The sequence below is a fragment of the Microbacterium sp. genome (genome assembly GCF_031178445.1).
GTDB lineage: Bacteria > Actinomycetota > Actinomycetes > Actinomycetales > Microbacteriaceae > Microbacterium.
This window is the reverse complement of sequence record NZ_JAPSIY010000011.1, coordinates 67,171-88,716: the sequence shown is the minus strand read 5'-3', so window position 1 is coordinate 88,716 and position 21,546 is coordinate 67,171. Positions and strand designations below refer to the sequence as shown.

The following is a 21,546-nucleotide window of genomic DNA, read 5'->3' as shown; positions in this document are numbered from 1 at the left end:
GCGACCTGCACCTCGGGGGATCCGGTGTCACCGGGGTGCGTCGCGTACTCTTCGATGATCGCCTTCTTGACGTCTGCTTCCAGTGCCATAGATTCGATCCCCTCTCTGCTTGTTGCGCGGTGCCCGACGCCGGATGCGCAGGCTCTCTTTATCCGCGGCCGATCAAACGGCAACCGAAACAGTCTACCAGGCGCCGAGCGCTCCGCTCGACCGGCTCCGCGCCGCCGATCACTCGGTAGCCTCAGTGGGTGCAGTTCTCTCGCGGCCACCTGATCGACATCTCTCCTCTGCGGTCATCGCCCGCCTTCGCGCGGATGTGGATCGGTTCCTCCCTGGCCGGGATCGGCGGCCAGCTGACGATCGTCACGGTCATGCTGCACGTGTTCGAGCTCACGGCGAGCACGTTCGCCGTGTCGATGATCGCGGTCGCCGGACTCGTGCCGATGATCCTCGCCGGACTCTACGGCGGCATGCTCGCCGACGCGTTCGATCGGCGCAGGGTCGCACTCGTCTCGGCATCCGTCGCGTTCGCCTCGACAGCACTGCTCGCCGGACTCACCTGGACGCGCACCGAGACGATCTGGTGGCTCTACGCGCTGAGCATGATCATCGCGGCCGCCAACTCTGTCGGCATGGCGACGCGAACCGCGATCGTGCCGCGGCTGATTCCACGTGACCAGCTGGCCGCCGCCTCCGCGCTCAACGGCATCTCGTTCGGCTTGACCGTCATGGTGGGCCCGGCAGTCGCCGGGATGCTGGTCGCGCTCACGGGATTCGGCTGGACATACACGATCGACGTCGTGCTGATGCTGTCGATGTTCCTCGGGCTGTTGACTCTGCCGTCGCTGCGGCCGGAGGGCGACATCGTGCGCCCCGGCCTCGCCTCACTGGTCGACGGATGGCGGTTCCTGCGACGAGCGGGAAACATCCGCATGCAGTACCTCATGGACATCACCGCGATGACATTCGGACAGCCGCTGGCGCTGTTCCCGGCGCTCGGCACCGTACTGCTCGGCGGCGGAGCGATCACGACCGGGGTGCTCACGGCAGCGGTGGCCGTCGGCACGTTCGGATCGAGCCTGTTCTCCGGTCGCGTCGTGCAGTATCGCTGGCATGGGCGGGGCATCGCCCGTGCGGTCCAGGCCTATGGCGCCGCCGTCGCCCTGTTCGGATGTGTGCTGCTGGCCGGCGTGTTCCTCCCGCCGGCCTCAGAGGGTTCACCGAATCTCGCACTGATCGGCGCCGCGTGCGTCGCGCTCGCGCTCTCAGGCGCCTGCGACAACATCAGCTCCATATACCGCAACACCATGATGCAGGCCGCGGTGCCGGATGCGATACGGGGCCGGCTGCAAGGAGTGTTCATCATCGTGGTGGCCGGGGGCCCTCGCGTCGGCGCGCTGTACGCCGGAAGCCTGGCCACGTTGACGTCACTGTGGTTCCCTCCCCTGCTCGGCGGGTTCCTGGTGATCGGCATCGCCGCGGTGCTCGCGCGGCTCACGCCGCGTTTCCGCGATTACGACGCGCTGGATCCCGAGCCCTGACGGGCCCGGGATCCGGCGCCGGATTCAGGACCGCAGCGCACCCTGCAGGTCGAGTCCGATCGTGATCTCCTTGCCGACGAGCACGCCGCCGGTCTCGAGCGCGGCGTTCCAGGTCAGCCCGAAGTCCTCGCGGTTGATGACGGTGGTCGCCGAAGCGCCCGCCTTGTAGTTGCCGTACGGGTCCTGCCCGAAGCCGCCGAAGTCGAACTCGAAGCTCACCGGCTTGGTGATGCCGCGGATCGTCAGATCTCCGTCGACGAAGAAGTCGCCGCCCTGGACGCGTGTGCCTGTGGAGACGAACGTCATGGTGGGGTGGTTCTCGACGTCGAAGAAGTCGGCGGAACGCAGATGCGCGTCGCGGTTCTTGTCGTTGGTGTCGACGGATGTCACATCGACCTTCGCCTCGACCTTGGCTTCGAGCGGGTTCTCGGGCGCGACCAGCGTCGCCTCCTTGATCCCGAAGGTGCCTCGCACCTTCGAGATCATCATGTGGCGCACGCTGAAGGTGACCTCGCTGTGCGAAGGGTCCAGTACCCAGGTGCCGGGACGGTAGCCGGGAATCTCGATCGACATGTGTTTCTCCTCAGAACTCGGTGCCGCATCCTGCTGCACACAGAGTCCCAACTTACATGCAGATGCATATATTCCCGGGTTGCGAAAAGCCCCCGTCCGCGAAGTGCGGACGGGGGCTCGGAGACGCTTTGCCGACGGCGACCGATCAGCCCACGGCGACCAGGTCGATGATGAAGATCAGCGTCTTGCCCGACAGGAAGTGGCCTGCGCCTGCGGGGCCATAAGCCAGGTGCGGCGGGATGACGAGCTCTCGCCTTCCGCCGACCTTCATTCCCGGGATGCCGTCCTGCCACCCCTGGATGAGCCCGCGCAACGGGAACTGGATGGTCTCGCCGCGACCCCACGAGGAGTCGAACTCCTCGCCCGAGTCGAATTCGACACCGGCATAGTGCACGGTGACAGTGTCGCCGGGCTTGGCCTCGTCACCGTCGCCGGTGATGATGTCGCGGATGACGAGCTCCGCGGGCGCGGGACCGGTCGGGGCGTCGAACTCGGGCTTCGTGCGTTCAGTCATGGGTACATCCAACCCGAGGTCGTAGTCCGTGGTCAACGCAGCCGCTCCGCTGAGGGCGAAATCAGCCGTCACGCTCACTGACGTCTCTGGCCAGACGCTGCGACACCCACACCGGGATGAACGATGCCAGGATCACGATCGTGGCGACGACGTTCACGACGTTCGCCTCGTTGGGCCTGGCCATCTGGTTCATGATCCACAGCGGCAGGGTGTCGACACCGGGCGGCGCGGTGAAGATCGTCACGTACACCTCGTCGAAGCTGAGCGCGAAGGCGAGGATCGCGCCGGCGACGAGCGCGCTGCGGAACTGCGGAAAGGTGACGAGCCGGAAGGTCTGCCACGGGGTGGCTCCGAGATCCTTCGACGCCTCCTCGATGCTGGGATTCAGGCGACGCAGCCTCGCCAGCACGTTGTTGAAGACCATGACGATGCAGAAGGTGCCGTGCGCGATGATCATGCCGTAGAAGCCGACCTGGATGCCGATCGGCTCCAGCATCTGGTTGTAGGTGTTGTTCAGCGCCACACCGGTGACGATTCCCGGCAGCGCGATGGGCAGCACCACGAGAAGGTTCACGGTGCGCTGACCGAAGAAGCGGTACCGCTGCAGCGCGAAGGCGACCAGGGTGCCGAGCACCACCGCGATGACGGTGGCACCGGCCGCGACGAGCACCGAGTTCAGCAGCGCATCGCGGACGGGGCGGCTGGTGAACGCCTTCCCCCACCACTCGAGCGAGAAGCCCGCCACGGGCCAGCTGGCGATGCGGGCGGCGTTGAACGAGTTGAGGATCACCAGCATCAGCGGGACGTACATGAAGGCGAGGATGACCGCGACGATCGCCCCGAGGACGAGCTTCGAGGTGCGCGAGAGTCTCAACATGGTGCGCTCACATCCTTTCCAGGGCGCCGGTGCGCTGCACGCTCACCAGATAGACGACGACGAAGGCGATCGGCACGAGTGAGAAGGCGGCGGCGAGCGGGGGGTTGAGGTTGATGTTCGAGGCGATCACGCTTCCGATCATCTGCGTGTCCCCGCCGACGAACTTGGCCACCAGATAGTCGCCGAGGCTCAGCGAGAACGTGAACACGGAGCCGGCGATGATCGCCGGCCTGATCAGGGGCAGCACGACGGTGCGGACGGTGCGCCACGATCCGGCTCCGAGATCGGCCGAGGCATCGAAGAGGTTCGGGGGCAACTGGCGGATCGCGGTGTACACCGGCACCGCCATGTACGGCAGCCACAGGTAGGTCAGAGTCAGCACCACCGTGACGAGCGCGAAGCCTGGGCCTTCGATGCCCAGCGGCGAGAGCATCCAGTTGAAGAAGCCCTCCTGGGTGAAAGTGATGCGCATGGCGAGCACCTTCACCAGGTATCCGGCCCACAGCGGGAGGGTGATGGACACGGCGAGCACGGCACGCAGCCACGGCGAGGCGACCTTCGCCATGAAGATGCCCAGCGGCACCGAGATCACGATCGCGAGGGCCGTCACTCCCAGGGCGATCCCCAGTGTGCGAAGGGACGTCGACAGGTACGCCGGATTGGCGACGAGCTGTTCGAAGTTGCGCATCGTGAAGCCGGGCTTCACCTTGGAAGTGAACGGGTCGGTCACCCAGAAGGCGGTGATCAGCAGCATCACGAGCGAGAAGATGTAGATGCCGATGAGCCAGGTCATCGGCAGGGCCAGCAGGCCCGCGATCCGTGCGCGGCGCTTCATGTCGATCCTGTCGTGGTCGAGTCGGTGTCCGGGGCGCGAGCCTGGCGGTCCGCGCCCCGGACGGTGTGGAGGTCAGCCCTTGACGGACAACCAGGCGTCGGTCCACTGCTGGAAGTTGGTGCAGGTGACGTCGGTTCGGCCGTCGATGCACTGCTCGATCGGGGTGGTCCAGAACCACACCTTCTTGAAGTACTCCTCGTTCGTGGCGTTGTAGTACTCGCAGTGAGCCTTGGCCTCGTCACTCGTCTCGCAGAACGCGGCGTTCGCCGGCGCCATGCCGAAGTTCATGGCGATCGCGCCGTTCACATCAGGAGAGGAGGCGTAGTCCATCCACGCGTACGCGCAGTTGGGGTTCTTCGACTCCACGGCCAGCATCCAGGCGTCGGACCATCCGGTCGAGCCCTCCTCAGGCAGCACGCTCTTGAACTTCTCGTCCTCCGTGAGCTTGCGCAGCACCTCCCACGACGTGCCGACGACGGTCGTGCCTCCCGCGAACGACGTGATCTGCGCGGCCGGATCGGCCCAGTACTCGGAGACGATCTCGTTCTGCTGCTTGAGCAGGTCGACAGCGGCGTCCAGCTGCTTCTGGTCGAGCGCGTACGGGTTCTTGATGCCGAGCTCCGGCTCGTGCGCCATCAGGTACACCGCAGCGTCGGCGATGTAGATGGGCGCGTCGTACGCGATGACCTTGCCCGCGTACGGGCTGTCCTTCTCCCAGGCGACATCCCAGCTGGTCGGCTCCTCGGTGACCACGTCGCTGTTGTACTGCAGGATGTTCGCCCCGCGTCCGATAGGGATGCCGTAGGACTGGCCGTTGATGGTGTCGTAGATCTGCCCCTTCATCCCTTCGACGATGTCATCGCCGAAGTTGGGGATCAGATCGAGGTTCAGAGGCTGGACGTCACCACCGGCGATCAACCGCAGGCTGGCGTCGCCGGATGCAGAGACCAGATCGTAATCGCCCGTGCGCATCAGCTGGACCATCTCGTCGCTGGTGCCGGCCACGCGGCGATTGACCGTGCATCCGGTCATCTCCGTGAACTCGTCGCTCCATGCGGGCTCCACGAAGCCCGACCAGGCGATGATGTTCACCTCGCCCTCGTTCTCTCCGAGCTCCTCCATCATCGGGATGTCGGGCACGTCGATCTCGAGCTGTCCGTCGCCGCCTCCGGCCGCGGGCGCACCCGCCCCGGAACAGCCGGACAGGGTGAGGATTGCTGCTGCGGCCACCGCCGTGGTGGCCAGGATCTTCTTTCGCATGGGATCGCTCCTTCGTGATCTGCGGATTTCGGCTGGGTTCAGGGGAGTCGCGCGGCGTGCAAGGGGGTCCACACGGCGCGCACGTGGTCTCCGCGCCGCAGGACATGCTGCTGCGCGGGCCGGTCGGAGTTGGGGCGTTCGGCGATGAGGTCCATGCCGGCGTCGGCCGCGATGAGGTAGCGGGTCGCCGGGCCGGTGTAGACGATCTCCTTGACGGCTCCGAGAAGCCCGACGTCTCCATCTGCCAGGGGATCGGACGGCGCCTGCAGCCGCACGCGCTCCGGGCGGATGCTCATGGTGCGCCGGTCGCCGGTGAGCTCGTCGGCGAGATCGCCCTCGATGAGGTTGGACAGGCCGAGGAACCGGGCGACGAACTCGGTCTGCGGATCCTCGTACACCTCGCGGGCGCTGCCGACCTGCTCGATGCGTCCGTTGTTGAACACTGCCACCCGATCGCTCAGGGTGAGCGCCTCCTCCTGATCGTGAGTGACGAAGATGAAGGTGATGCCGACTTCGCGCTGGATCTGCTTGAGCTCGATCTGCATCTGTTCGCGGAGCTGCTTGTCGAGCGCACCGAGCGGTTCGTCGAGCAGCAGCACCTGCGGGCGAAGGATCAGCGCTCTCGCCAGAGCGATACGCTGCCGCTGCCCTCCGGAGAGCTGGTGGGGCAACCTGTCCGCGACGTGGTCGAGACGGACGCGGCGCAGTGATTCAGACACCTGCTCCCCGCGAGCCGCTTTCGAGGTGCCCCGCACCCGCAGTCCGTAGCCGACGTTCTCGGCGATGCTCAGGTGCGGGAACAGCGCGTAGTCCTGGAAGACGGTGTTGACGTCACGAGAGTGCGGCGGCGTACGGGTGACATCCTTGCCCGACAGCAGCACACTGCCAGAGGTCGCGTCCTCGAAGCCCGCGATGACGCGGAGCACCGTCGTCTTACCCGAGCCCGACGGACCGAGCATCGACAGGAACTCGCCCGGCGCCACGTCCAGGTCGAGCTCACGAACGGCGGTGAACTCCCCGAAGGACTTGGTCAGCCCCCGCAACGACACGCTGCCCGCGCGGGCGGTGTGCTCGGTCGCCGACGGTGCGGTGCGTGCGGCAAGCGTCATGTTCGTGCTCCTCGATCCTCATCGAACTAGGAAGGTTTCGTAAACATATAAAACCGTAGGACATATTTCAAGTGCTCGCAATGACGTGCTCGAGATGAAAGAATCCCCACATGGACTCGCTGACGTCGTCGCCCGGGATCGAGTCCAGCGCGCCGTCCGGAGCGGCCTCCGAGCCGACACGCACTCGTCAGCCCCACCGTCTTCAGGGCGCGCTCTTCCAGCCGATCGGAGATGAGGGGCGCGCCGAACTGGTGGAGCGCCGGCTGGTGGACGCGATCAACCGCGGACATCTGCGCGCGGGAGAGCGTCTGCCTTCGGAGTCGGAGCTGGCGCGCAGCTTCGGCGTCGCGCCTGTGACGGTGCGTGAAGCACTGCTGGCCGTGCGGGGTCGCGGCTTGATCGTGACGAGGCGCGGCCGCCACGGCGGCAGCTTCGTCGCCGACGATGCCGATCCGCTGGCGTTCACCCGCGCGGAACTGCGGACGACGTCGCGGCTCGCGCTACGCGACATGGGGGCGCACTATGCGGCGATCACGGCGTCGGCCGTGCGGCTGGCCGCTCGCCGAGCGGACCCGAGCGAGGCAGGCCATGTGCGCGCCCGTCTGGAACGGCTGGAGGAGCTCGACCCGGAGCAGCAGCGTCGTCTGATCGACGACGTGCAGGTGGAGCTCGTATCCCTCAGTCAGTCCGCCCGGCTCACCAGGGAGCAGATGAAGCTGCAGGCCGAGTTCTCTCCCTACCTGCGGCTCGTAGGACCCGACACTGCGGGGCTGCGTCGGCAGGCCGACAGTCTCATCGCGGTGATCGACGCCGTCGAAGAAGGCAGGCAGGACGAGGCCGGGCGGCGCACTGAGGCCATGGTCGCCGAGGTCATCGACGCACTGATCGAGCTCCAGATCACCCTCCGGGAATCCCCATGACCGGCACCCCCATCGACGTGCACAGGAGGACGCGATGAGCACCAGGACCCCCACCACCCCGGCGGCCGCGGCGAAGATCGTCGAGGAGTACTTCGGCGATCCCATCCGGATGCTGCTCAGCTGGATCGAACCGGTGTCGCACGAACTGGCGACGGCGCTTCAGGACGGCGCCCTCACCCGCGCCAAGCTGGACTCCCTCGTCGAGCCGTATGCGCTGCGCACGCTCGACCTCGAGGACGTGCCCGTGTACGGCGCGGGATTCATCGCCGCGATCGACGTCCTCTCCGACGCGCACAGCCACCTGGCCTGGTGGCAGGGCGCGGAACGTCGCCAGTTGGTGCTCGCCTCGCAGTCGGTGAACAAAGAGCACATCGACTACAGCGAACTCGAGTGGTACCGCGTTCCCATGTCGACAGGCGAGCCGCATGTCGCCGGACCCTACGTCGACTACCTGTGCAGCGACGAGTACACCATCACCATCGCCGTGCCCGCCATCGCGGACGGGACGCATCTCGGCGTGGCGGGCCTGGACCTGCTGGTCTCGGAGGTCGAGCGCGAACTCACTCCGCGGTTCGCGGCGCTTGGCCAGCAGGTCACCCTGACCAACGGAGTGGGTCGCGTCGTGGTCTCCACCGACCCGCGATGCGCCACCGGCGATTCCGTGCGCGGCAGCAGGCTCGCCGATCTCCCGCGCATCTCCTGCGCGGGGGTCGCGCTGGATGTGATCGTCGAAGACCTCTGAGTGGCGGCGGCCACAGCGACTCTTGACATCCACTCCGGTCGCGTGCAGTCTGTCAGAAGATCAACTCAGCGCCCGGGAGACCAGCAGGCATCGCCGCAGCACCGGGCGCTGAGTCTTGCTTCGACCGGATTCAGTAGGCCAGCAGCTGCGCTCGCGTCGCCCTCGCGCGCATCAGCAGCACCTGCTCATCGGCAGCAGCGAAGGCGTCGTGACCGTGCAGGGCACGCTGGCGCACCGCGGCCAGGGCAGCCGCGTCATGGATGAACGAGCGCATCAGCGGCCGGCGATCGCCGCGTAGACCGGCGGCCCATTGCATCCCCGCTCTGCGTCCAGCCGGCGTGGCCAGCATGACCACCTCCTGAGGCGTGAACCAGCCTGCGGCGGCGTAGTCATCCAGTCGTGCCTTGGTGAGTCTGGCCTCCTCCCGGCGCAGCGCGATGATGGCGAGGATGAAGCCCGCGAACAGCGGCACCTGCGTCGTGAGGTAGAGAAGCAGGAAGTCGCCGAGCAGCGACGACCCGTTCCAGAAGGCGTGCAGCGCGATCGCGCCGAGCAGTCCAAGCGCGCCCGTGCCGATGACGCCGGCGGCGCCACTGCCCCTGCGTGCGGCGAGACCCATGGCGAATCCGGTCAGCGCGGTGAACATCGCGTGTGCGAACGGCGACACCAGCCCGCGAAGGACGAACGTCACTGTGAGCTGCAGCGCACCCCCCTCGATGAGGCTGATGCCGAAGTACTGGATGTTCTCGGTGAACGCGAACCCCGCGCCGACCAGCGCGCCGTAGACGACACCGTCGACCGGTCCGTCGAAGGCTCGGCGACCGATCACGAAGACAAGGAAGACTCCGAGCCCCTTGGTGATCTCCTCCACGATCGGGGCCTGGATGACGGCGCTGAAGAAGTCATTCCTCATGCCGACCGCGACGGTGAGCGCGAGGTCGAACAACAGCGTGAGGCCGATCGATGCGACGGCGCCCCATGTCAGTGCGAAGATCACCAGGCTCCGCGGTTCGGGCTCCCAGCGATCGATGAGCCGAACGCCGAAGAGCACGATCGCCAGCGGAACAAGCGCGAGCACCATGCCGATGACGGATGCCGCAGTGCCCAGCATGATGGCGAAGTAGGCGATCAGGGCCAGCATCGCGAAGCCGAGCACGCCGAAGACCCAGATCGACGCCGAGCGGCCCTTGCGCGCGGGCAGCGGCAGCGCCGGCATCGCCGGCGCGGGCGAGGGCGCCTGCGGCGGCGGCGGCGCCGCGAATCCCGCCGCCCTGTCGAAAGCCGAGGCGAAACCGCCGTGGGCCGGCGGCCGAGGCGGCTGACCGTACACGGGATACGGAGGCTGACCGTACACCGGCTGAGGAGGCCGACCGTACAGCGGCTGCGGCGGCTGACCGTACCGCGGCTGAGGAGGCTGACCGGCGGACTCTCCATCAGCGGAGTGCGAGGGAGGCTGCGACGACCGGGGCGGATCCCCCGCTGGCGGCGGCGAATACACGGGGGGCTCTCCTCCAAAGCTCATGCTGAAAGCCTAGAGGTCGCCTGAGGTGTCACCGCGGCAATGCCCGGTAGCGTAGAGGGATGCGGTTTGCCCATCTGCGCGCTCCCGAGTCCGACTCCGTCCATCTCGCCGTCGTCGACGGCGAGGACGCCATACTCGTCAGCGACCTCCTCTCCCCCGCCCCGCCGACCCTGCAGGCTCTCATCGAAGGCGGCGACGACCTTCTCGACCGGCTGCGTGGCGCGCTCGCTCAGAGCGACGCACCGCGGCATCCGCTCGCCGGCTTCGGCTTCGCTTCCGCGGTGATCGCGCCGCCTGCCGTTCTCGCGGTCGGACTGAACTACGCTGCCCATTCCAGCGAGCTCGGGTTGAAGACCGACACCGCCCCCACGGTGTTCACCCTGTGGCCGAACTCGCTGTCGGGCCACGGGCAGACCACCGCCTGGCCTCGCACCCTCAGCGAATCGGTCGACTACGAGGCCGAGCTGGGCGTGATCATCGGGCGCCCCGTCAAGGACGTCTCGGCCGAGGACGCACTCGACGCGGTCTGGGGTTACACCGTCGTGAACGACATCACGGCGCGCGACATCCAGTTCGCCGAGGCGCAGTGGTCACGATGCAAGTCCTTCGACGGCTTCACCCCGACCGGGCCGTTCGCGGTCACCGCCGACGAGGTGCCGGACCCGCAGGATCTGCACATCTGGACCGTGATCGACGGGCACACCGTTCAGGACGCCTCGACCGGGCAGATGGTGCGCTCCGTGGCGACGCTCATCGCTCACCTCTCGACATCGATCACCCTGCTGCCCGGTACTCTGATCTCCACTGGCAGCCCCGGCGGCGCCGGTTACTCGCGTGACCCGCAGATCTTCCTGCGCGACCGCTCCACCGTCACGGTGGGAATCGACGGCATCGGCGAACTGACGACGCACTGCCGGATCCTGGGCTGATCAGCGGAATCCCCGCCGCGGCCTCACCCCCAGCGCCGCGGTCACGAACGCAGAAGAGGCGGGTGCCATCCGGCACCCGCCTCTTCCACGTGAGCGGAGATCAGTTCTGCGCGACGTCCTCGGCCGCGATGACATCGATCGTCGAGGTGACCGTCTCGAGACCGGACAGACGCGCCGGCGAGATCTGCTTCATGACCTCTTCCCTCGTCATCAGGCCCGCCTCGACGACGAGATCGGCGATGTTGCGGTTGGTGAGCAGCGCGGTCTTCGCCAGCGCCGCGGACGCCGCGTAGCCGATGAACGGCGTGAGGGCGGTGACCACGCCGACCGAGGCTCCCACCATCGCGCCGAGTCGGTCGCGGTTGGCGGTGATGCCCTCGACGCAGTTGACCCGCAGCGTCCACATCGCCTGACGCATCCACGTGATCGACTGGAAGATCGAGTGTGCGATCACCGGCTCGAAGGCGTTCAGCTGCAGCTGTCCGCCCTCGACCGCCATCGTCACCGTGACATCGGCGCCGGCCACGGCGAACGCGACCTGGTTGACGGCCTCGGGGATGACGGGGTTGACCTTGCCGGGCATGATGCTGGAACCGGCCTGCATGGCGGGGAGGTTGATCTCCCCGAAGCCTGCCTGCGGACCGGAGGAGAGCAGACGAAGATCGTTGCAGATCTTCGAGAGCTTGATCGCGTTGCGCTTCAGCGACGACGAGAACGACATGAACGCTCCGGTGTCGCTGGTCGCCTCGACGAGGTCTGTCGCCGTGCTGAGGTCGAGCCCGCTGATCTCGCGCAGGTGGCGCAGCACGGTCGGCGCGTAATCGGGATGGGTCGTGATCCCCGTGCCGATGGCTGTGGCGCCCATGTTGATCTCGGTCAGCAGCGAGGCGTTCTCGGTCAGGCGGCTGTGGTCCTCGCCGAGCGTGGTGGCGAAGCCGTGGAACTCCTGCCCCAGCGTCATCGGCACCGCATCCTGCAGCTGGGTTCGCCCGACCTTGAGGATGTCGTGGAACTCACCCGACTTCGCCAGGAAGGCCCGTCGGAGAAGGTCGAGCTCGTCGAGCAGCGAGCGCAGGTTGAGCGACAGGCCGATCTTCACCGCGGTCGGGTACACGTCGTTGGTCGACTGACTGCGGTTGGTGTGGTCGATCGGCGAGAGGTAGGCGTAGTCGCCCTTCTCGCGGCCGGCCAGCTCGAGCGCGATGTTGGTGATCACCTCGTTCGCATTCATGTTCGTCGAGGTGCCGGCGCCGCCCTGGATGACGCCGACCGTGAACTGATCGTGGAACTCGCCGTCGATCACCCGCTGCGAAGCGCGGTCGATGAGGTCTGCGCGATCGGCGTCGAGCACGCCGATCTCCTTGTTCGCGCGTGCGCTGGCCTGCTTGACCATGGCCAGCGCGCGGATGAGATCCGGATAGACCGAGATGGGACGCTTCGTGATCGGGAAGTTCGCATCGGCACGCGCGGTGTGCACCCCCCAGTAGGCGTCGGCGGGGATCTCCATGCTTCCGAGGGAATCGGTCTCAGTTCGGGTCAGGGCAGGCGCATCGGCGGCCATGTCACTTCCTTGTGGGTGGTGGCTAACGGGATCATGGGGGATGCCGTCCAGTCTACGCCCGGGCGCGAGGCGGCTTGCGCGAGAACGCCTGAAGGCGCTCCTCGGGCGTCAGTGCAGCCATCTCGCGCAGCCACTCCTCGCTGAAGTAGTCGCCGGTGGGGGCCTCGGCGACGGGCACAACGGTGTGCGTCACGGTCTCGGGACGCACGTGCACGAGCTGGAACGACTGTGCCGCGTCCATGCCGTTGACCTCCGCAGCCGGCCGGCCGAGGTTCATCGTGTAGCAGGTCGACGAGGCCACGCTCACCGGGACCCCCGCGAACATGCCGGACGAGGAATAGTGCAGATGGCCTGCGAGGATCCCGCGCACGTCCGTACCGCGGATCACCTCGGCGAGCTCGTCCTGATGACGCAGCTCGAGGATGTCGAACAGCGGCACATGTGCGGGCAGCGGGGGGTGATGCATCGCGAGCAGGGTGCCATGCGGTGCCGGATCGCTGAGCACATCGGAGAGCCACGCGCGCTGCGCCTCGTCGATGTCGCCGTGATGCCATCCGGGCACGCTGGTGTCCAGCGCGACCAACCGCAGTCCGTCGAGATCCCACACCCCTGTGACGGGCTCCTCGGTCGGCTCGGAATCGAGCAGCTCCGCTCGCAGCGCCGGCCGCTCGTCGTGATTGCCCGCGACCCAGATCAGCGGGCAGCCCAGTTCCGCCCCCACAGGCTCCAGCGCCGCGCGCAGACGCCGGTACGCGTCGGGCTCGCCGAAGTCGGTCAGATCGCCCGTTACGACGATCGCGGACGGATGCGGGTGCACGCGCCTGACGGCCGCCAGAGTGTGCTCGAGGTTGCCCTCGGAGTCGGCTCCCCCGGCGTGACGCGCGCCGTCGGCGAGGAAGTGCGGGTCGCTGAGATGGATGATCGTGTGCGACGCCGGCTGGTGGCGTCCGAAGACGGGCTGCTCGAGCATGCGCCCAGCCTACGACCAGGCTGGGACGCGCCGTGGCTGCGCCGGCCACGGCCCCTACACGGCTCAGTGCCCGATGACGATGATCAGGATGCCGCCGATCACCGCGGCCGCGCACAGCGCGAAGCATCCGAGCGCGGCGACGAACGCGAGCGTCTTCTGCCCCTCGGTCAGCGGGTTCTTGCGCGCGGCCTTCGCCGCCTGCTTCTCCGCCTTCCTGATCTCCTTCTCGGAGAGCACGGTGATCGCATCGGTGAACTCGGCCGGTGTGACCACGGGCACGCGGCCGCTGCGGACCAGCATCCGCAGCCCCACCGCGTAGAACAGCACGATGGCCCCCGCGCCGAGCAGCGCGGCGATGAAGACGTTCAGGAACGCGAGCCAGTCGATCTCGACGCTCATCGTGCATCCTCCTGCTCATCCACCGACAGATCCCACTCCGCGAGCTTGGCGCGGGCGCGGCGGCTGGCGCTCAGGACCTCCCACTCGTGAGCGGCCTTCTCGGCTTCCGCATACTTCTTCGCGGCCTTATCGGCGGCTTTGCGCGCGGCCTTGATCTCGCTCGGTGACCCACCGGCCTTCTTGAGCTTCTTGGCCCGCCGCGCGGCCTTCTCCGCCTCATCGGCCTTCCGCTCGGCTCGCTCGAGCGCCCGTACGAGCTCCATGCGGCTGCGACGGCGTGTCGGGCCGGGCACCTCGGGGAGGTCGACCGCGAGCCCGGACTCCGCGACATCGCTCATCGCGTTGGCATGCGTGACGGCGTCGCGGCGAGAGAAGAGGAACAGCCCGATGATGACGGCCAGGGCGAGCACCGCGTCGATGGCGACGCCCCAGTTGCCCAGCCAGATCACCAGCAGGGCCGCAAGGGCGCCGACCCCGCCCGCGGCGGGAAGGGTCAGGAGCCAGCCGATGCCGATACGGCCGGCAGTGCGCCAGCGCACCGTCGACCCGCGGCGGCCGAGCCCCGATCCGATCACCGATCCCGAGGCGACCTGAGTCGTCGAGAGGGCGAAGCCCAGGGCGCTGGAGGCGAGGATCGTCGCAGCCGTCGAGCTCTCAGCCGAGAAGCCCTGCGCCGGCTTGACCTCGGTGAGGCCCTTGCCGAGCGTGCGGATGATGCGCCATCCGCCCAGGTACGTGCCCAGTGCGATTGTGAACGCGCAGGCCACGATGACCCAGAGCTCGGGCTCGTGGTGCGTTGCGGACTGCCAGCCGATCGTGATGAGCGCGAGGGTGATGACACCCATGGTCTTCTGGGCGTCGTTGGTGCCGTGCGCGAGGGCCACCAGGGACGACGTGAAGATCTGGCCCCAACGGAAACCGGAGCGGCCGTCCGGCTTGCCGTCGTACCGGCGTGTGACGGCATAGGCGACCTTCGTCGCCACGAACGCGATGATGCCTGCCGTCAGGGGCGCGATGACAGCGGGGAGGATGATCTTCGACAGGACCATGCCGAAGTCGATGCCGGTGGCGCCAACGCCGACGAGCGTCGCTCCGATCAGGCCTCCGAACAGCGCGTGCGAAGAGCTGGAGGGCAGCCCGAGCAGCCAGGTGAGCATGTTCCACGTGATCGCGCCGATGAGGCCGGCGAAGATGAGCGGCAGGAAGACCTCGGCGCCCATCTCAATGATCGCCTCTTCCCGGACGATACCGCCGGAGACGGTCTTGGCCACCTCGGTCGAGAGGAACGCGCCGATCAGATTGAGGACGGCGGCCAGGAGCACCGCGGTCTTGGGCTTGAGTGCCCCGGTCGCGATCGGGGTCGCCATGGCGTTCGCCGTGTCGTGGAACCCGTTGGTGAAGTCGAAGAACAGTGCCAGCGCGATGACCAGCACGACGATGAGGGCTGCGGTTTCCACCGTTCTCTTTCGTTGGGACTGCCAGGGAGAGGTTGCCGGGAATCGGCGTGACGAACGAAGAGTTCACCGTGGGTTCATGATCCGTTCAAGGGCCCGTAGGAATCCTCCCACCCCGCCGGTCGGCGGTCAACTCGCCGCGGACCGCTCCGATAGCGTTGAGGCGTGAGCGAATCCAGCATCCGGCCGCCCGTTGCCGCCCGTCGCCCCATCCTGCGCACCCATCACGGCGACTCCTTCCAGGATCCCTACGAGTGGCTGAGGAAGAAGGACGACACCGAGGTGATCGCTCATCTCGAGGCGGAGAACGCGTACACCGATGCGCGTACAGCCCACCTCGAGCCGCTGCGCGAGCAGCTCTTCCAGGAGGTCAAGGCGCGCGTGCTCGAGACCGACCTGTCGGTGCCGACTCGTCGCGGCGACTGGTGGTACTACGGCCGCACCGAGGAGGGCGCGCAGTACGGCATCCAGTGCCGCACGGCCGCGGACCCCGGCGACTGGACTCCCCCTCAACTCGAACCCGGTGCACCTGTGCCGGGTGAGCAGGTGCTGCTCGACGGCAACGCCGAGGCCGAGGGGCACGAGTTCTTCTCACTCGGCGCTTTCGACATCTCCGATGACGGATCGCGACTGCTGTGGTCGGTCGACGTCGACGGCTCCGAGCTGTACACCGTTCATGTGCGCGATCTCGTCTCGGGCGAACGTCTCGACGACGTCATCGAGAACACCGGACAGGCCTTCTTCACCCCGGACGGCCAGTCGGTGATCTACACCACTCGCGACGAGGCGTGGCGACCCGACACACTCTGGCTGCACCGCCTCGGCACCCCGGCGAACGCGGACGTCAAACTGTTCCACGAACCCGACGAGCGATTCTGGCTCGGCGCGGGGATCACGCGCAGCAAGAGGTTCCTGGTGATCGGGCTGGGCTCCAAGGTCACCAGCGAGGAGCTGCTGCTCGACCTCTCCGACCTCACCGCCAGCCCGCGGGTCATCTGGCCCCGCCGCGACGGCGTCGAGTACTCCGTCGACCATGCGGTCGTCGACGGAGAGGACCGGCTGCTCATCCTGCACAACGACGGCGCCCTCGACTTCGAACTGGTCTCTGTCGCGCTATCGGACCCCGAGGGCGAACGGCGTGTCCTGCTCCCCCACACGGCCGGCACGCGTCTGCTCGACGTGGACTGCTTCCGCGATTTCGCCACCGTCGAGTACCGGTCCGGCGGCATGCCCCGAGCTGCGATCCTCGACTACCGCAGCGGCGAACTGGACGTCGTCGAGTTCGACGAGCCCCTGTACGAGGCGTACTTCAGCGGCAACCCCGAGTGGCACGCTCCCTTCCTGCGAATGGGGTACACCTCATTCGTGACGCCGTCCATGGTGCTCGAGCTCGAACTCGCCACCGGCGAGAAGCACGTCCGCAAGCAGCAGCCCGTGCTCGGCGACTACGACCCCGCCGCCTACGGTCAGCGGCGAGTGTGGGCCACCGCCCCCGACGGGGCGCAGGTGCCGATCTCCCTGGTCTGGAAGCGCTCCTTCGGCGACCCCGGCACGCAGCCGCGCCCGGTGCACCTCTACGGCTACGGGTCGTACGAGCACTCCATCGACCCCGGGTTCTCGACCATGCGGCTGTCACTGCTGGACCGCGGCGTCGTCTTCGCGGTGGCCCACGTGCGCGGCGGCGGCGAGATGGGCAGGCACTGGTACGAGGACGGCAAGGAGCTCAACAAGCGCAACACCTTCACCGACTTCATCGCGTGCGCGCGGCATCTCGTCGAGACCGGTGTCACGACACCCGAGCGCATGGTCGCCGAGGGCGGCAGCGCGGGCGGCCTGCTCATGGGCGCTGTCGCCAACATGGCGCCGGAGCTGTTCGGCGGCATCCTCGCCGGCGTGCCGTTCGTCGACGCGCTGACGTCGATCCTCGACCCCTCGCTGCCGCTCACGGTCGTGGAGTGGGACGAGTGGGGCGATCCGCTTCACGACCCCGAGGTGTATGCCTACATGAAGACGTACACGCCGTACGAGAACATCCGCACCGATGCCGCTTACCCGCGCATTCTGGCCATGACCTCGCTCAACGACACCCGCGTGCTCTACGTGGAGCCCGCGAAGTGGGTGGCCGCGCTGCGCGAAGCGGGTGCGCAGGACGTGATGATGAAGTGCGAGATGTCGGCGGGACACGGCGGCGTCAGCGGGCGCTACAACGCCTGGCGCGAGCGGGCCTTCGAGATCGCCTGGATGCTCGACGTGCTCAGACTGGCGTGATCGGCAATCCCCTGGCCGCGTAGCACGAGGACAGGGGATTCACTCAACGCAGGACGGATGCCGCGGAAGCATCCTATTCTCGGCGATCCTCCTGTTTCGGATGAGTCGTGTCAGCCGAACAGGGCGGCGGCCTCGTCGTAGCGCTCGCGGGGCACCGTGTTCAGCTCCCCCAGCGCCTCGGCGAACGGCACTCGGACGATCTCGGTGCCGCGCATGGCGACCATCTGGCCCCATGACCGCTCGACCAGAGCGTCGGCGGCGTTCAGTCCCAGTCGGGTGGCGAGCACCCGGTCGAAGCCGGACGGGGATCCGCCGCGCTGGATGTGGCCGAGCACCGTGGAGCGCGTCTCGATGCCCGTGATCCGCTCGATCTCTGGAGCGAGGATCTCGCTGATCCCGCCCAGCCGCGGGCGGTTGAACGCATCCAGCCCCTTGTCGCTGTAGGCCTCGTCCATTCCCTCGAGCTTGAATCCCTCCGACACGACCACCAGCGGTGCTCGCCCCCTGTCGAAGGCGCTCGTGACGAGGGAGCTGATCTCGTCCATCGACATCGGCACCTCGGGGATGCAGATCACGTGGGCCCCAGCGGCCATGCCCGCGTGCAGCGCGATCCATCCGACGTGGCGCCCCATGACCTCCGCGACCATGCACCGCTGATGCGAATCGCCTGTGGTCCGCAGCCGGTCCATGGCATCCGTGGCGATGTTGACCGCTGTGTCGAACCCGAACGAGTAGTCGGTCGCGCGCAGGTCGTTGTCGATCGTCTTCGGCACGCCGAGGACGTTGATGCCGTCCTTCGACAGCCGATCAGCTGCCGCGAGCGTTCCCTCGCCGCCGATGGCGACGATGCCGTCGATGTTGTGCGCCGCGAGGGTCCTGGCGATGTTCTCCGCACCGCCGCGCGATCCCTCGTACGGGTTCGTGCGACTGGTGCCGAGGATCGTACCGCCCACCTTCGAGAGGCCCTTCACCTCGTGTCTGGTGAGCGGGAAGAAGTCTCCGTCGACGACACCGCGCCAGCCGTCGCGGATACCCACGAACTCGAGCTGGTAGTTCGTGGTGCCCTTGAGCACGATGCCACGGATGACTGCGTTCAAGCCGGGGCAGTCGCCGCCGCTCGTGAGGATGCCGATCTTCATGCTGGTGCCTTCGGGTGATTCGAAAAGGGGTTGCAAGGCGACGCTGCCTGTCTTCGACACTAGTGGTCGTGGCGCGCTGATGCCATTCTCAGCCGGTGAGAATCGCCGATCTTCACGCCCGATACGCGTATCGACGACGGTTCTGACAAGATCCTGCCCGAAAGACGAGAGAAGGGGCGTCAAGAACGCGAGTTCTTAACGCCCCTTCGGAGGTCACCGGGTCAGGCTGCGCCGAGCGCCTCGCGGAGCAGGTGCATGAGCGCGGCGAGCTGCACCGATTCGCCCGCGGTCTCCTCCACCGACTCGCCGTCGAGTGCACGTGCGGCGAGTCCCTGCTTCTGATCGATCAGTTCGGCGATCTTGGTGTCGATCGTGTGCGCGGCGATGATGCGCCACGCCGTGACCGGCTCGTCCTGCCCGATCCGATGCACGCGGTCGATGGCCTGGGTCTGCTCTGCGGCGGTCCAGCTGAGTTCGGCGAGCACGACGTTGGATGCCGTCTGCAGGTTCACCCCGACCCCAGCGGCGGTCAGTGAGCAGACCGCGATACCCACCTCGGGGTCGGTGTTGAACGCGTCGATCGCCTGCTGGCGCGCCGGAGTCGACTGGTCTCCCCGGATGGACACGGCCTTGATACCGGATGCCGCGAAGTGCGCCTCCGCCTGGTCCATGACGTCGATGTGCTTGGCGAAGAACACCACCTTCGCCACCGAACGCTGCAGCTGTGCCGCGTAATCGGCGGCCAGCTGCGCCTTGGCTTGACCGATCCTGCGCACCATGGTGAAGACGTTGTCTCCGCCCGTGCCTGCCGCCTTCGACTCCTCGAGCTCGTTGTGGGCGACCAGGCGGACGATGTCCTCGTCGATGTCGCCCGGTCCGCTCGCGCCGTGCGCCGCGGTGCGCGCCTCGACGATCCGGCGGTACTTCGCGGCCATGCGCTCGCCGAGCTCGCGCTCGGCCTGGCGGATACCACGGCCGAACTCGTCGTCGAGCTGCACGGGCAGATCCGCGACGAGCTTGTCGGGCAGGTCGGCGGCGACGTCCTTCTTCTTGCGACGTACGATGCCCATCGAGATGACCGCCTCGCGCGCCTCCGCGTAGAACAACTTGTCCGCCGGCGTGAGGCCGGTGGCGTCGAGCTTCTCCATCAGCTCGGGGCCCGGCTTCTCGCCGTTCGTCCAGCCGAGGAAGCGCCAGATCGCGTCGAAGTCCTCGACGTCGTTGATCAGCGGCGTTCCGGTCAGTGCGAGCATCAACGGGTCGCGTTCGCGCTCGCGGATGCGGCCGGCGAGCGCCAGTACGTTCTGCGACCGCTGGGAGGACAGGTTCTTGATGAAGTGCGCCTCGTCGACGACCATGCCCTTCAGGCCGATCGACGACAACCAGGACAGGTGACGGTCGAGGATCTCGTAGTTGACGATGAAGACGTCCGCGAACGCATCGATGTCCGCACCGTCGCCCTGGATGACGGTGGCGCGCCGCTGCGGCGTCCACCGTTCGACCTCGCGCACCCAGTTCATCTTCACGACGTTGGGCACCACCGCGAGCAGGGGGTACGCGTTCGCGATCGACGCCGCCAGCGCCGACTGCGCCGTCTTGCCCAGGCCGGGCTCGTCGGCGAGCAGGAAGCTGCGGTGCCCGCCGCGCACGGCCTCGAGGAAGCGAGCCTGATGCGCCATCACCTCGCGTCCCTTGGGAGAGACGTGATCGTATTCCGGCGTGGGCGGCAGCTGCATGGTCGCCGCGCCGCCCCCAGCACCGGTCTCGAACGACTTGTACAGCGGCCCCATCAGCTCCCAGCCGTCCAGACGCCGGCGCGGCACGGCCGCTGGGCGCGGAGTGAGATCAGGTGCCAGGAAAGGGTTCGCGAGCTGGCGCGCCTCCATAGACGGCGGCGTTACCTGCTTCTCGGCCAGAGCGGCGGGAACCACAGGAGTCTGCACCGGCGCGATGTCCGTGATGATCAGCTCCTCTGGCGGCAGCTCCGCACCCGACTCCAGCAACCAGTCACGGCGCATGCGCTTCGCGACCGGTGACGTCGCCTGGTCGGCTTCGAGCAGCTGGATCAGCGAGGTGTCGCGCGCCGCCGTCTTCGCGAGGATGGTCGCAACGCCGTCGAGCCGCTTCAGCAGCTCGGCCCGCGCGGCATCCGTCAGCTCGGCATCCGCCTTGACCCTGGCGCGCTCCTCGCGGACGAGGAAGGCGATCACCTGGAACTTGACACGATTCGTGGGCCCGAGCTTCGAGCGCTGAGCCTTCGCCTCGATCTCGCGCACCTTGCGCGCGAGGATCGGGATGAGGGGGGCCTCGTCGTCGCGACGAGACGTCTTCTTCCGCCGCGATGCGGCTGTCGCCGTGGTGGTCGGCATGCTCCTCCTGAGCGTGAGTACCTGGGCATCCGGCGTGGCCGGATTCTGCGCTCCGCGAGCGGCTCCTGGAGAGGACGCCGCGAGATTGCGGAGAGTGGGGGCTGCGGACGCGGACCTGGTCAGACGCGCGGATTCAGAACCCTCGCCTGGATTCTACGCCATGCTCCCCGGCATGTCAGCCGCGGGACGCGCCGGTTCGGCAGTTCCGCGCATGCGGATGACGCGCAGCCGGTGACGTCGCATCAGCAGGATCGCGATCGTGAGCACCACGGCGAACACGCTCGAGAGGGCCACGAACGCGAACCAGTTACTGTCGAGCGCCAGCACCGTTCCGGCCGACACCACCGTGACGCCTGCGGCCGTCAGCTTGCCGCCGAACTTCAGCCCGTGCGCCGGCCCGATCCCGCCGTCGTCGCTGCTCTGGTGCGCGATCAGCAGGTCGGCGAAGGAGTCCAGCGCTGTGAGCAGGGCGGCGGCGTACGCCATCGCGCACCCCAGAGCACCCCAGAGGTTGGGCGCCTTCGCCGCGACCTCGGCGGCGAGCAGCTCCACCACGTCCACGAA

General features: G+C 67.5%; 19 protein-coding genes and 1 pseudogene. 5 read left to right on the top strand and 15 right to left on the bottom strand.

Translation table 11 applies throughout. From position 1 onward, the window contains the following. Positions 1-89, bottom strand: a pseudogene (gene rpsO / locus RIN43_RS14645) (30S ribosomal protein S15); the annotation flags it as partial. Between the two features lie 159 nt (positions 90-248). Between rpsO and RIN43_RS14640 the strand changes: the two are divergent. Further along, the gene (locus RIN43_RS14640; protein ID WP_309129662.1) at positions 249-1,541 is read left to right on the top strand and encodes an MFS transporter; all 1,293 of its coding nucleotides are present in this window, start codon (positions 249-251) and stop codon (positions 1,539-1,541) included. Positions 1,542-1,565: 24 nt separating this feature from the next. On the opposite strand, the gene RIN43_RS14635 is transcribed toward RIN43_RS14640, so the two are convergent. From RIN43_RS14635 to RIN43_RS14610, 6 genes are all read right to left on the bottom strand, one after another. Then, complete coding sequence (locus tag RIN43_RS14635; protein ID WP_309129661.1) at positions 1,566-2,114, bottom strand: YceI family protein; 549 nt, start codon at positions 2,112-2,114, stop codon at positions 1,566-1,568. Positions 2,115-2,259: 145 nt separating this feature from the next. Then, on the bottom strand, positions 2,260-2,628 hold the full coding sequence (locus RIN43_RS14630) for an FKBP-type peptidyl-prolyl cis-trans isomerase (protein ID WP_309129660.1): 369 nt from the start codon (positions 2,626-2,628) through the stop codon (positions 2,260-2,262). A 61-nt stretch (positions 2,629-2,689) separates the two neighbouring features. Further along, positions 2,690-3,505, bottom strand: a complete 816-nt coding sequence (locus RIN43_RS14625) for an ABC transporter permease (RefSeq protein ID WP_309129659.1) — start codon at positions 3,503-3,505, stop codon at positions 2,690-2,692. A 7-nt stretch (positions 3,506-3,512) separates the two neighbouring features. Next, complete coding sequence (locus RIN43_RS14620) at positions 3,513-4,340, bottom strand: ABC transporter permease (protein ID WP_309129658.1); 828 nt, start codon at positions 4,338-4,340, stop codon at positions 3,513-3,515. 72 nt (positions 4,341-4,412) lie between these two features. After that, on the bottom strand, positions 4,413-5,600 hold the full coding sequence (locus tag RIN43_RS14615) for an extracellular solute-binding protein (protein ID WP_309129657.1): 1,188 nt from the start codon (positions 5,598-5,600) through the stop codon (positions 4,413-4,415). Positions 5,601-5,638: 38 nt separating this feature from the next. After that, complete coding sequence (locus RIN43_RS14610) at positions 5,639-6,709, bottom strand: ABC transporter ATP-binding protein (protein ID WP_309129656.1); 1,071 nt, start codon at positions 6,707-6,709, stop codon at positions 5,639-5,641. Positions 6,710-6,819: 110 nt separating this feature from the next. Here RIN43_RS14610 and RIN43_RS14605 point away from each other — a divergent pair, with 110 nt between their 5' ends. Both RIN43_RS14605 and RIN43_RS14600 read left to right on the top strand, forming a co-directional pair. Continuing rightward, complete coding sequence (locus RIN43_RS14605; RefSeq protein WP_309129655.1) at positions 6,820-7,629, top strand: GntR family transcriptional regulator; 810 nt, start codon at positions 6,820-6,822, stop codon at positions 7,627-7,629. A gap of 34 nt (positions 7,630-7,663) precedes the next feature. Then, on the top strand, positions 7,664-8,371 hold the full coding sequence (locus tag RIN43_RS14600; RefSeq protein WP_309129654.1) for a cache domain-containing protein: 708 nt from the start codon (positions 7,664-7,666) through the stop codon (positions 8,369-8,371). A 130-nt stretch (positions 8,372-8,501) separates the two neighbouring features. Here the strand turns inward: RIN43_RS14600 and RIN43_RS14595 are convergent, their stop codons facing one another. After that, positions 8,502-9,725 (bottom strand): PrsW family intramembrane metalloprotease, encoded by a 1,224-nt coding sequence (locus tag RIN43_RS14595; RefSeq protein ID WP_309129653.1) that lies wholly within the window; start codon positions 9,723-9,725, stop codon positions 8,502-8,504. A gap of 227 nt (positions 9,726-9,952) precedes the next feature. On the opposite strand from RIN43_RS14595, the gene RIN43_RS14590 reads away from it, so the two are divergent. Next, positions 9,953-10,822 carry a fumarylacetoacetate hydrolase family protein gene (locus RIN43_RS14590; RefSeq protein WP_309129652.1) on the top strand — a complete coding sequence of 290 codons (870 nt, stop codon included), beginning with the start codon at positions 9,953-9,955 and terminating at the stop codon, positions 10,820-10,822. A gap of 100 nt (positions 10,823-10,922) precedes the next feature. On the opposite strand, the gene RIN43_RS14585 is transcribed toward RIN43_RS14590, so the two are convergent. The 4 genes from RIN43_RS14585 to RIN43_RS14570 form a co-directional block, all read right to left on the bottom strand. Then, complete coding sequence (locus RIN43_RS14585) at positions 10,923-12,383, bottom strand: aspartate ammonia-lyase (RefSeq protein WP_309129651.1); 1,461 nt, start codon at positions 12,381-12,383, stop codon at positions 10,923-10,925. A 52-nt stretch (positions 12,384-12,435) separates the two neighbouring features. Then, positions 12,436-13,353: a phosphodiesterase gene (locus RIN43_RS14580; protein WP_309129650.1), complete on the bottom strand. Its 918-nt coding sequence runs from the start codon at positions 13,351-13,353 to the stop codon at positions 12,436-12,438. Positions 13,354-13,416: 63 nt separating this feature from the next. Beyond that, entirely contained in the window at positions 13,417-13,752 is a 336-nt protein-coding gene (locus RIN43_RS14575; RefSeq protein WP_309129649.1) for a peptidase, read from the bottom strand. Further along, on the bottom strand, positions 13,749-15,209 hold the full coding sequence (locus RIN43_RS14570; RefSeq protein ID WP_309129648.1) for an anion permease: 1,461 nt from the start codon (positions 15,207-15,209) through the stop codon (positions 13,749-13,751). Before RIN43_RS14570 ends, RIN43_RS14575 begins: the two co-directional genes overlap by 4 nt. Positions 15,210-15,371: 162 nt before the next feature. Between RIN43_RS14570 and RIN43_RS14565 the strand changes: the two genes are divergently transcribed. After that, positions 15,372-17,474, top strand: a complete 2,103-nt coding sequence (locus RIN43_RS14565; protein WP_309129647.1) for a S9 family peptidase — start codon at positions 15,372-15,374, stop codon at positions 17,472-17,474. A gap of 110 nt (positions 17,475-17,584) precedes the next feature. Here RIN43_RS14565 and RIN43_RS14560 read toward each other — a convergent pair whose 3' ends face one another. The 3 genes from RIN43_RS14560 to RIN43_RS14550 all read right to left on the bottom strand — a co-directional run bounded on the left by RIN43_RS14560 (position 17,585) and on the right by RIN43_RS14550 (position 21,543). Continuing rightward, positions 17,585-18,613: a 6-phosphofructokinase gene (locus RIN43_RS14560; protein WP_309129646.1), complete on the bottom strand. Its 1,029-nt coding sequence runs from the start codon at positions 18,611-18,613 to the stop codon at positions 17,585-17,587. A gap of 221 nt (positions 18,614-18,834) precedes the next feature. Then, on the bottom strand, positions 18,835-20,982 hold the full coding sequence (locus RIN43_RS14555; RefSeq protein WP_309129645.1) for a DEAD/DEAH box helicase: 2,148 nt from the start codon (positions 20,980-20,982) through the stop codon (positions 18,835-18,837). Between the two features lie 153 nt (positions 20,983-21,135). Continuing rightward, positions 21,136-21,543: a hypothetical protein gene (locus RIN43_RS14550; RefSeq protein WP_309129644.1), complete on the bottom strand. Its 408-nt coding sequence runs from the start codon at positions 21,541-21,543 to the stop codon at positions 21,136-21,138. Positions 21,544-21,546: the final 3 nt, after the last annotated feature.

What these genes read in the sequence shown, in the direction of transcription:
- RIN43_RS14635 (WP_309129661.1), bottom strand. Translation starts at nt 2,114, where the DNA reads ATGTCGATCGAGATTCCCGGCTACCGTCCCGGCACCTGGGTACTGGAC.
- RIN43_RS14630 (WP_309129660.1), bottom strand. Translation starts at nt 2,628, where the DNA reads ATGACTGAACGCACGAAGCCCGAGTTCGACGCCCCGACCGGTCCCGCG.
- RIN43_RS14625 (WP_309129659.1), bottom strand. Translation starts at nt 3,505, where the DNA reads ATGTTGAGACTCTCGCGCACCTCGAAGCTCGTCCTCGGGGCGATCGTC.
- RIN43_RS14620 (WP_309129658.1), bottom strand. Translation starts at nt 4,340, where the DNA reads ATGAAGCGCCGCGCACGGATCGCGGGCCTGCTGGCCCTGCCGATGACC.
- RIN43_RS14615 (WP_309129657.1), bottom strand. Translation starts at nt 5,600, where the DNA reads ATGCGAAAGAAGATCCTGGCCACCACGGCGGTGGCCGCAGCAGCAATC.
- RIN43_RS14610 (WP_309129656.1), bottom strand. Translation starts at nt 6,709, where the DNA reads ATGACGCTTGCCGCACGCACCGCACCGTCGGCGACCGAGCACACCGCC.
- RIN43_RS14605 (WP_309129655.1), top strand. Translation starts at nt 6,820, where the DNA reads ATGGACTCGCTGACGTCGTCGCCCGGGATCGAGTCCAGCGCGCCGTCC.
- RIN43_RS14600 (WP_309129654.1), top strand. Translation starts at nt 7,664, where the DNA reads ATGAGCACCAGGACCCCCACCACCCCGGCGGCCGCGGCGAAGATCGTC.
- RIN43_RS14590 (WP_309129652.1), top strand. Translation starts at nt 9,953, where the DNA reads ATGCGGTTTGCCCATCTGCGCGCTCCCGAGTCCGACTCCGTCCATCTC.
- RIN43_RS14585 (WP_309129651.1), bottom strand. Translation starts at nt 12,383, where the DNA reads ATGGCCGCCGATGCGCCTGCCCTGACCCGAACTGAGACCGATTCCCTC.
- RIN43_RS14580 (WP_309129650.1), bottom strand. Translation starts at nt 13,353, where the DNA reads ATGCTCGAGCAGCCCGTCTTCGGACGCCACCAGCCGGCGTCGCACACG.
- RIN43_RS14575 (WP_309129649.1), bottom strand. Translation starts at nt 13,752, where the DNA reads ATGAGCGTCGAGATCGACTGGCTCGCGTTCCTGAACGTCTTCATCGCC.
- RIN43_RS14560 (WP_309129646.1), bottom strand. Translation starts at nt 18,613, where the DNA reads ATGAAGATCGGCATCCTCACGAGCGGCGGCGACTGCCCCGGCTTGAAC.
- RIN43_RS14555 (WP_309129645.1), bottom strand. Translation starts at nt 20,982, where the DNA reads ATGCCGACCACCACGGCGACAGCCGCATCGCGGCGGAAGAAGACGTCT.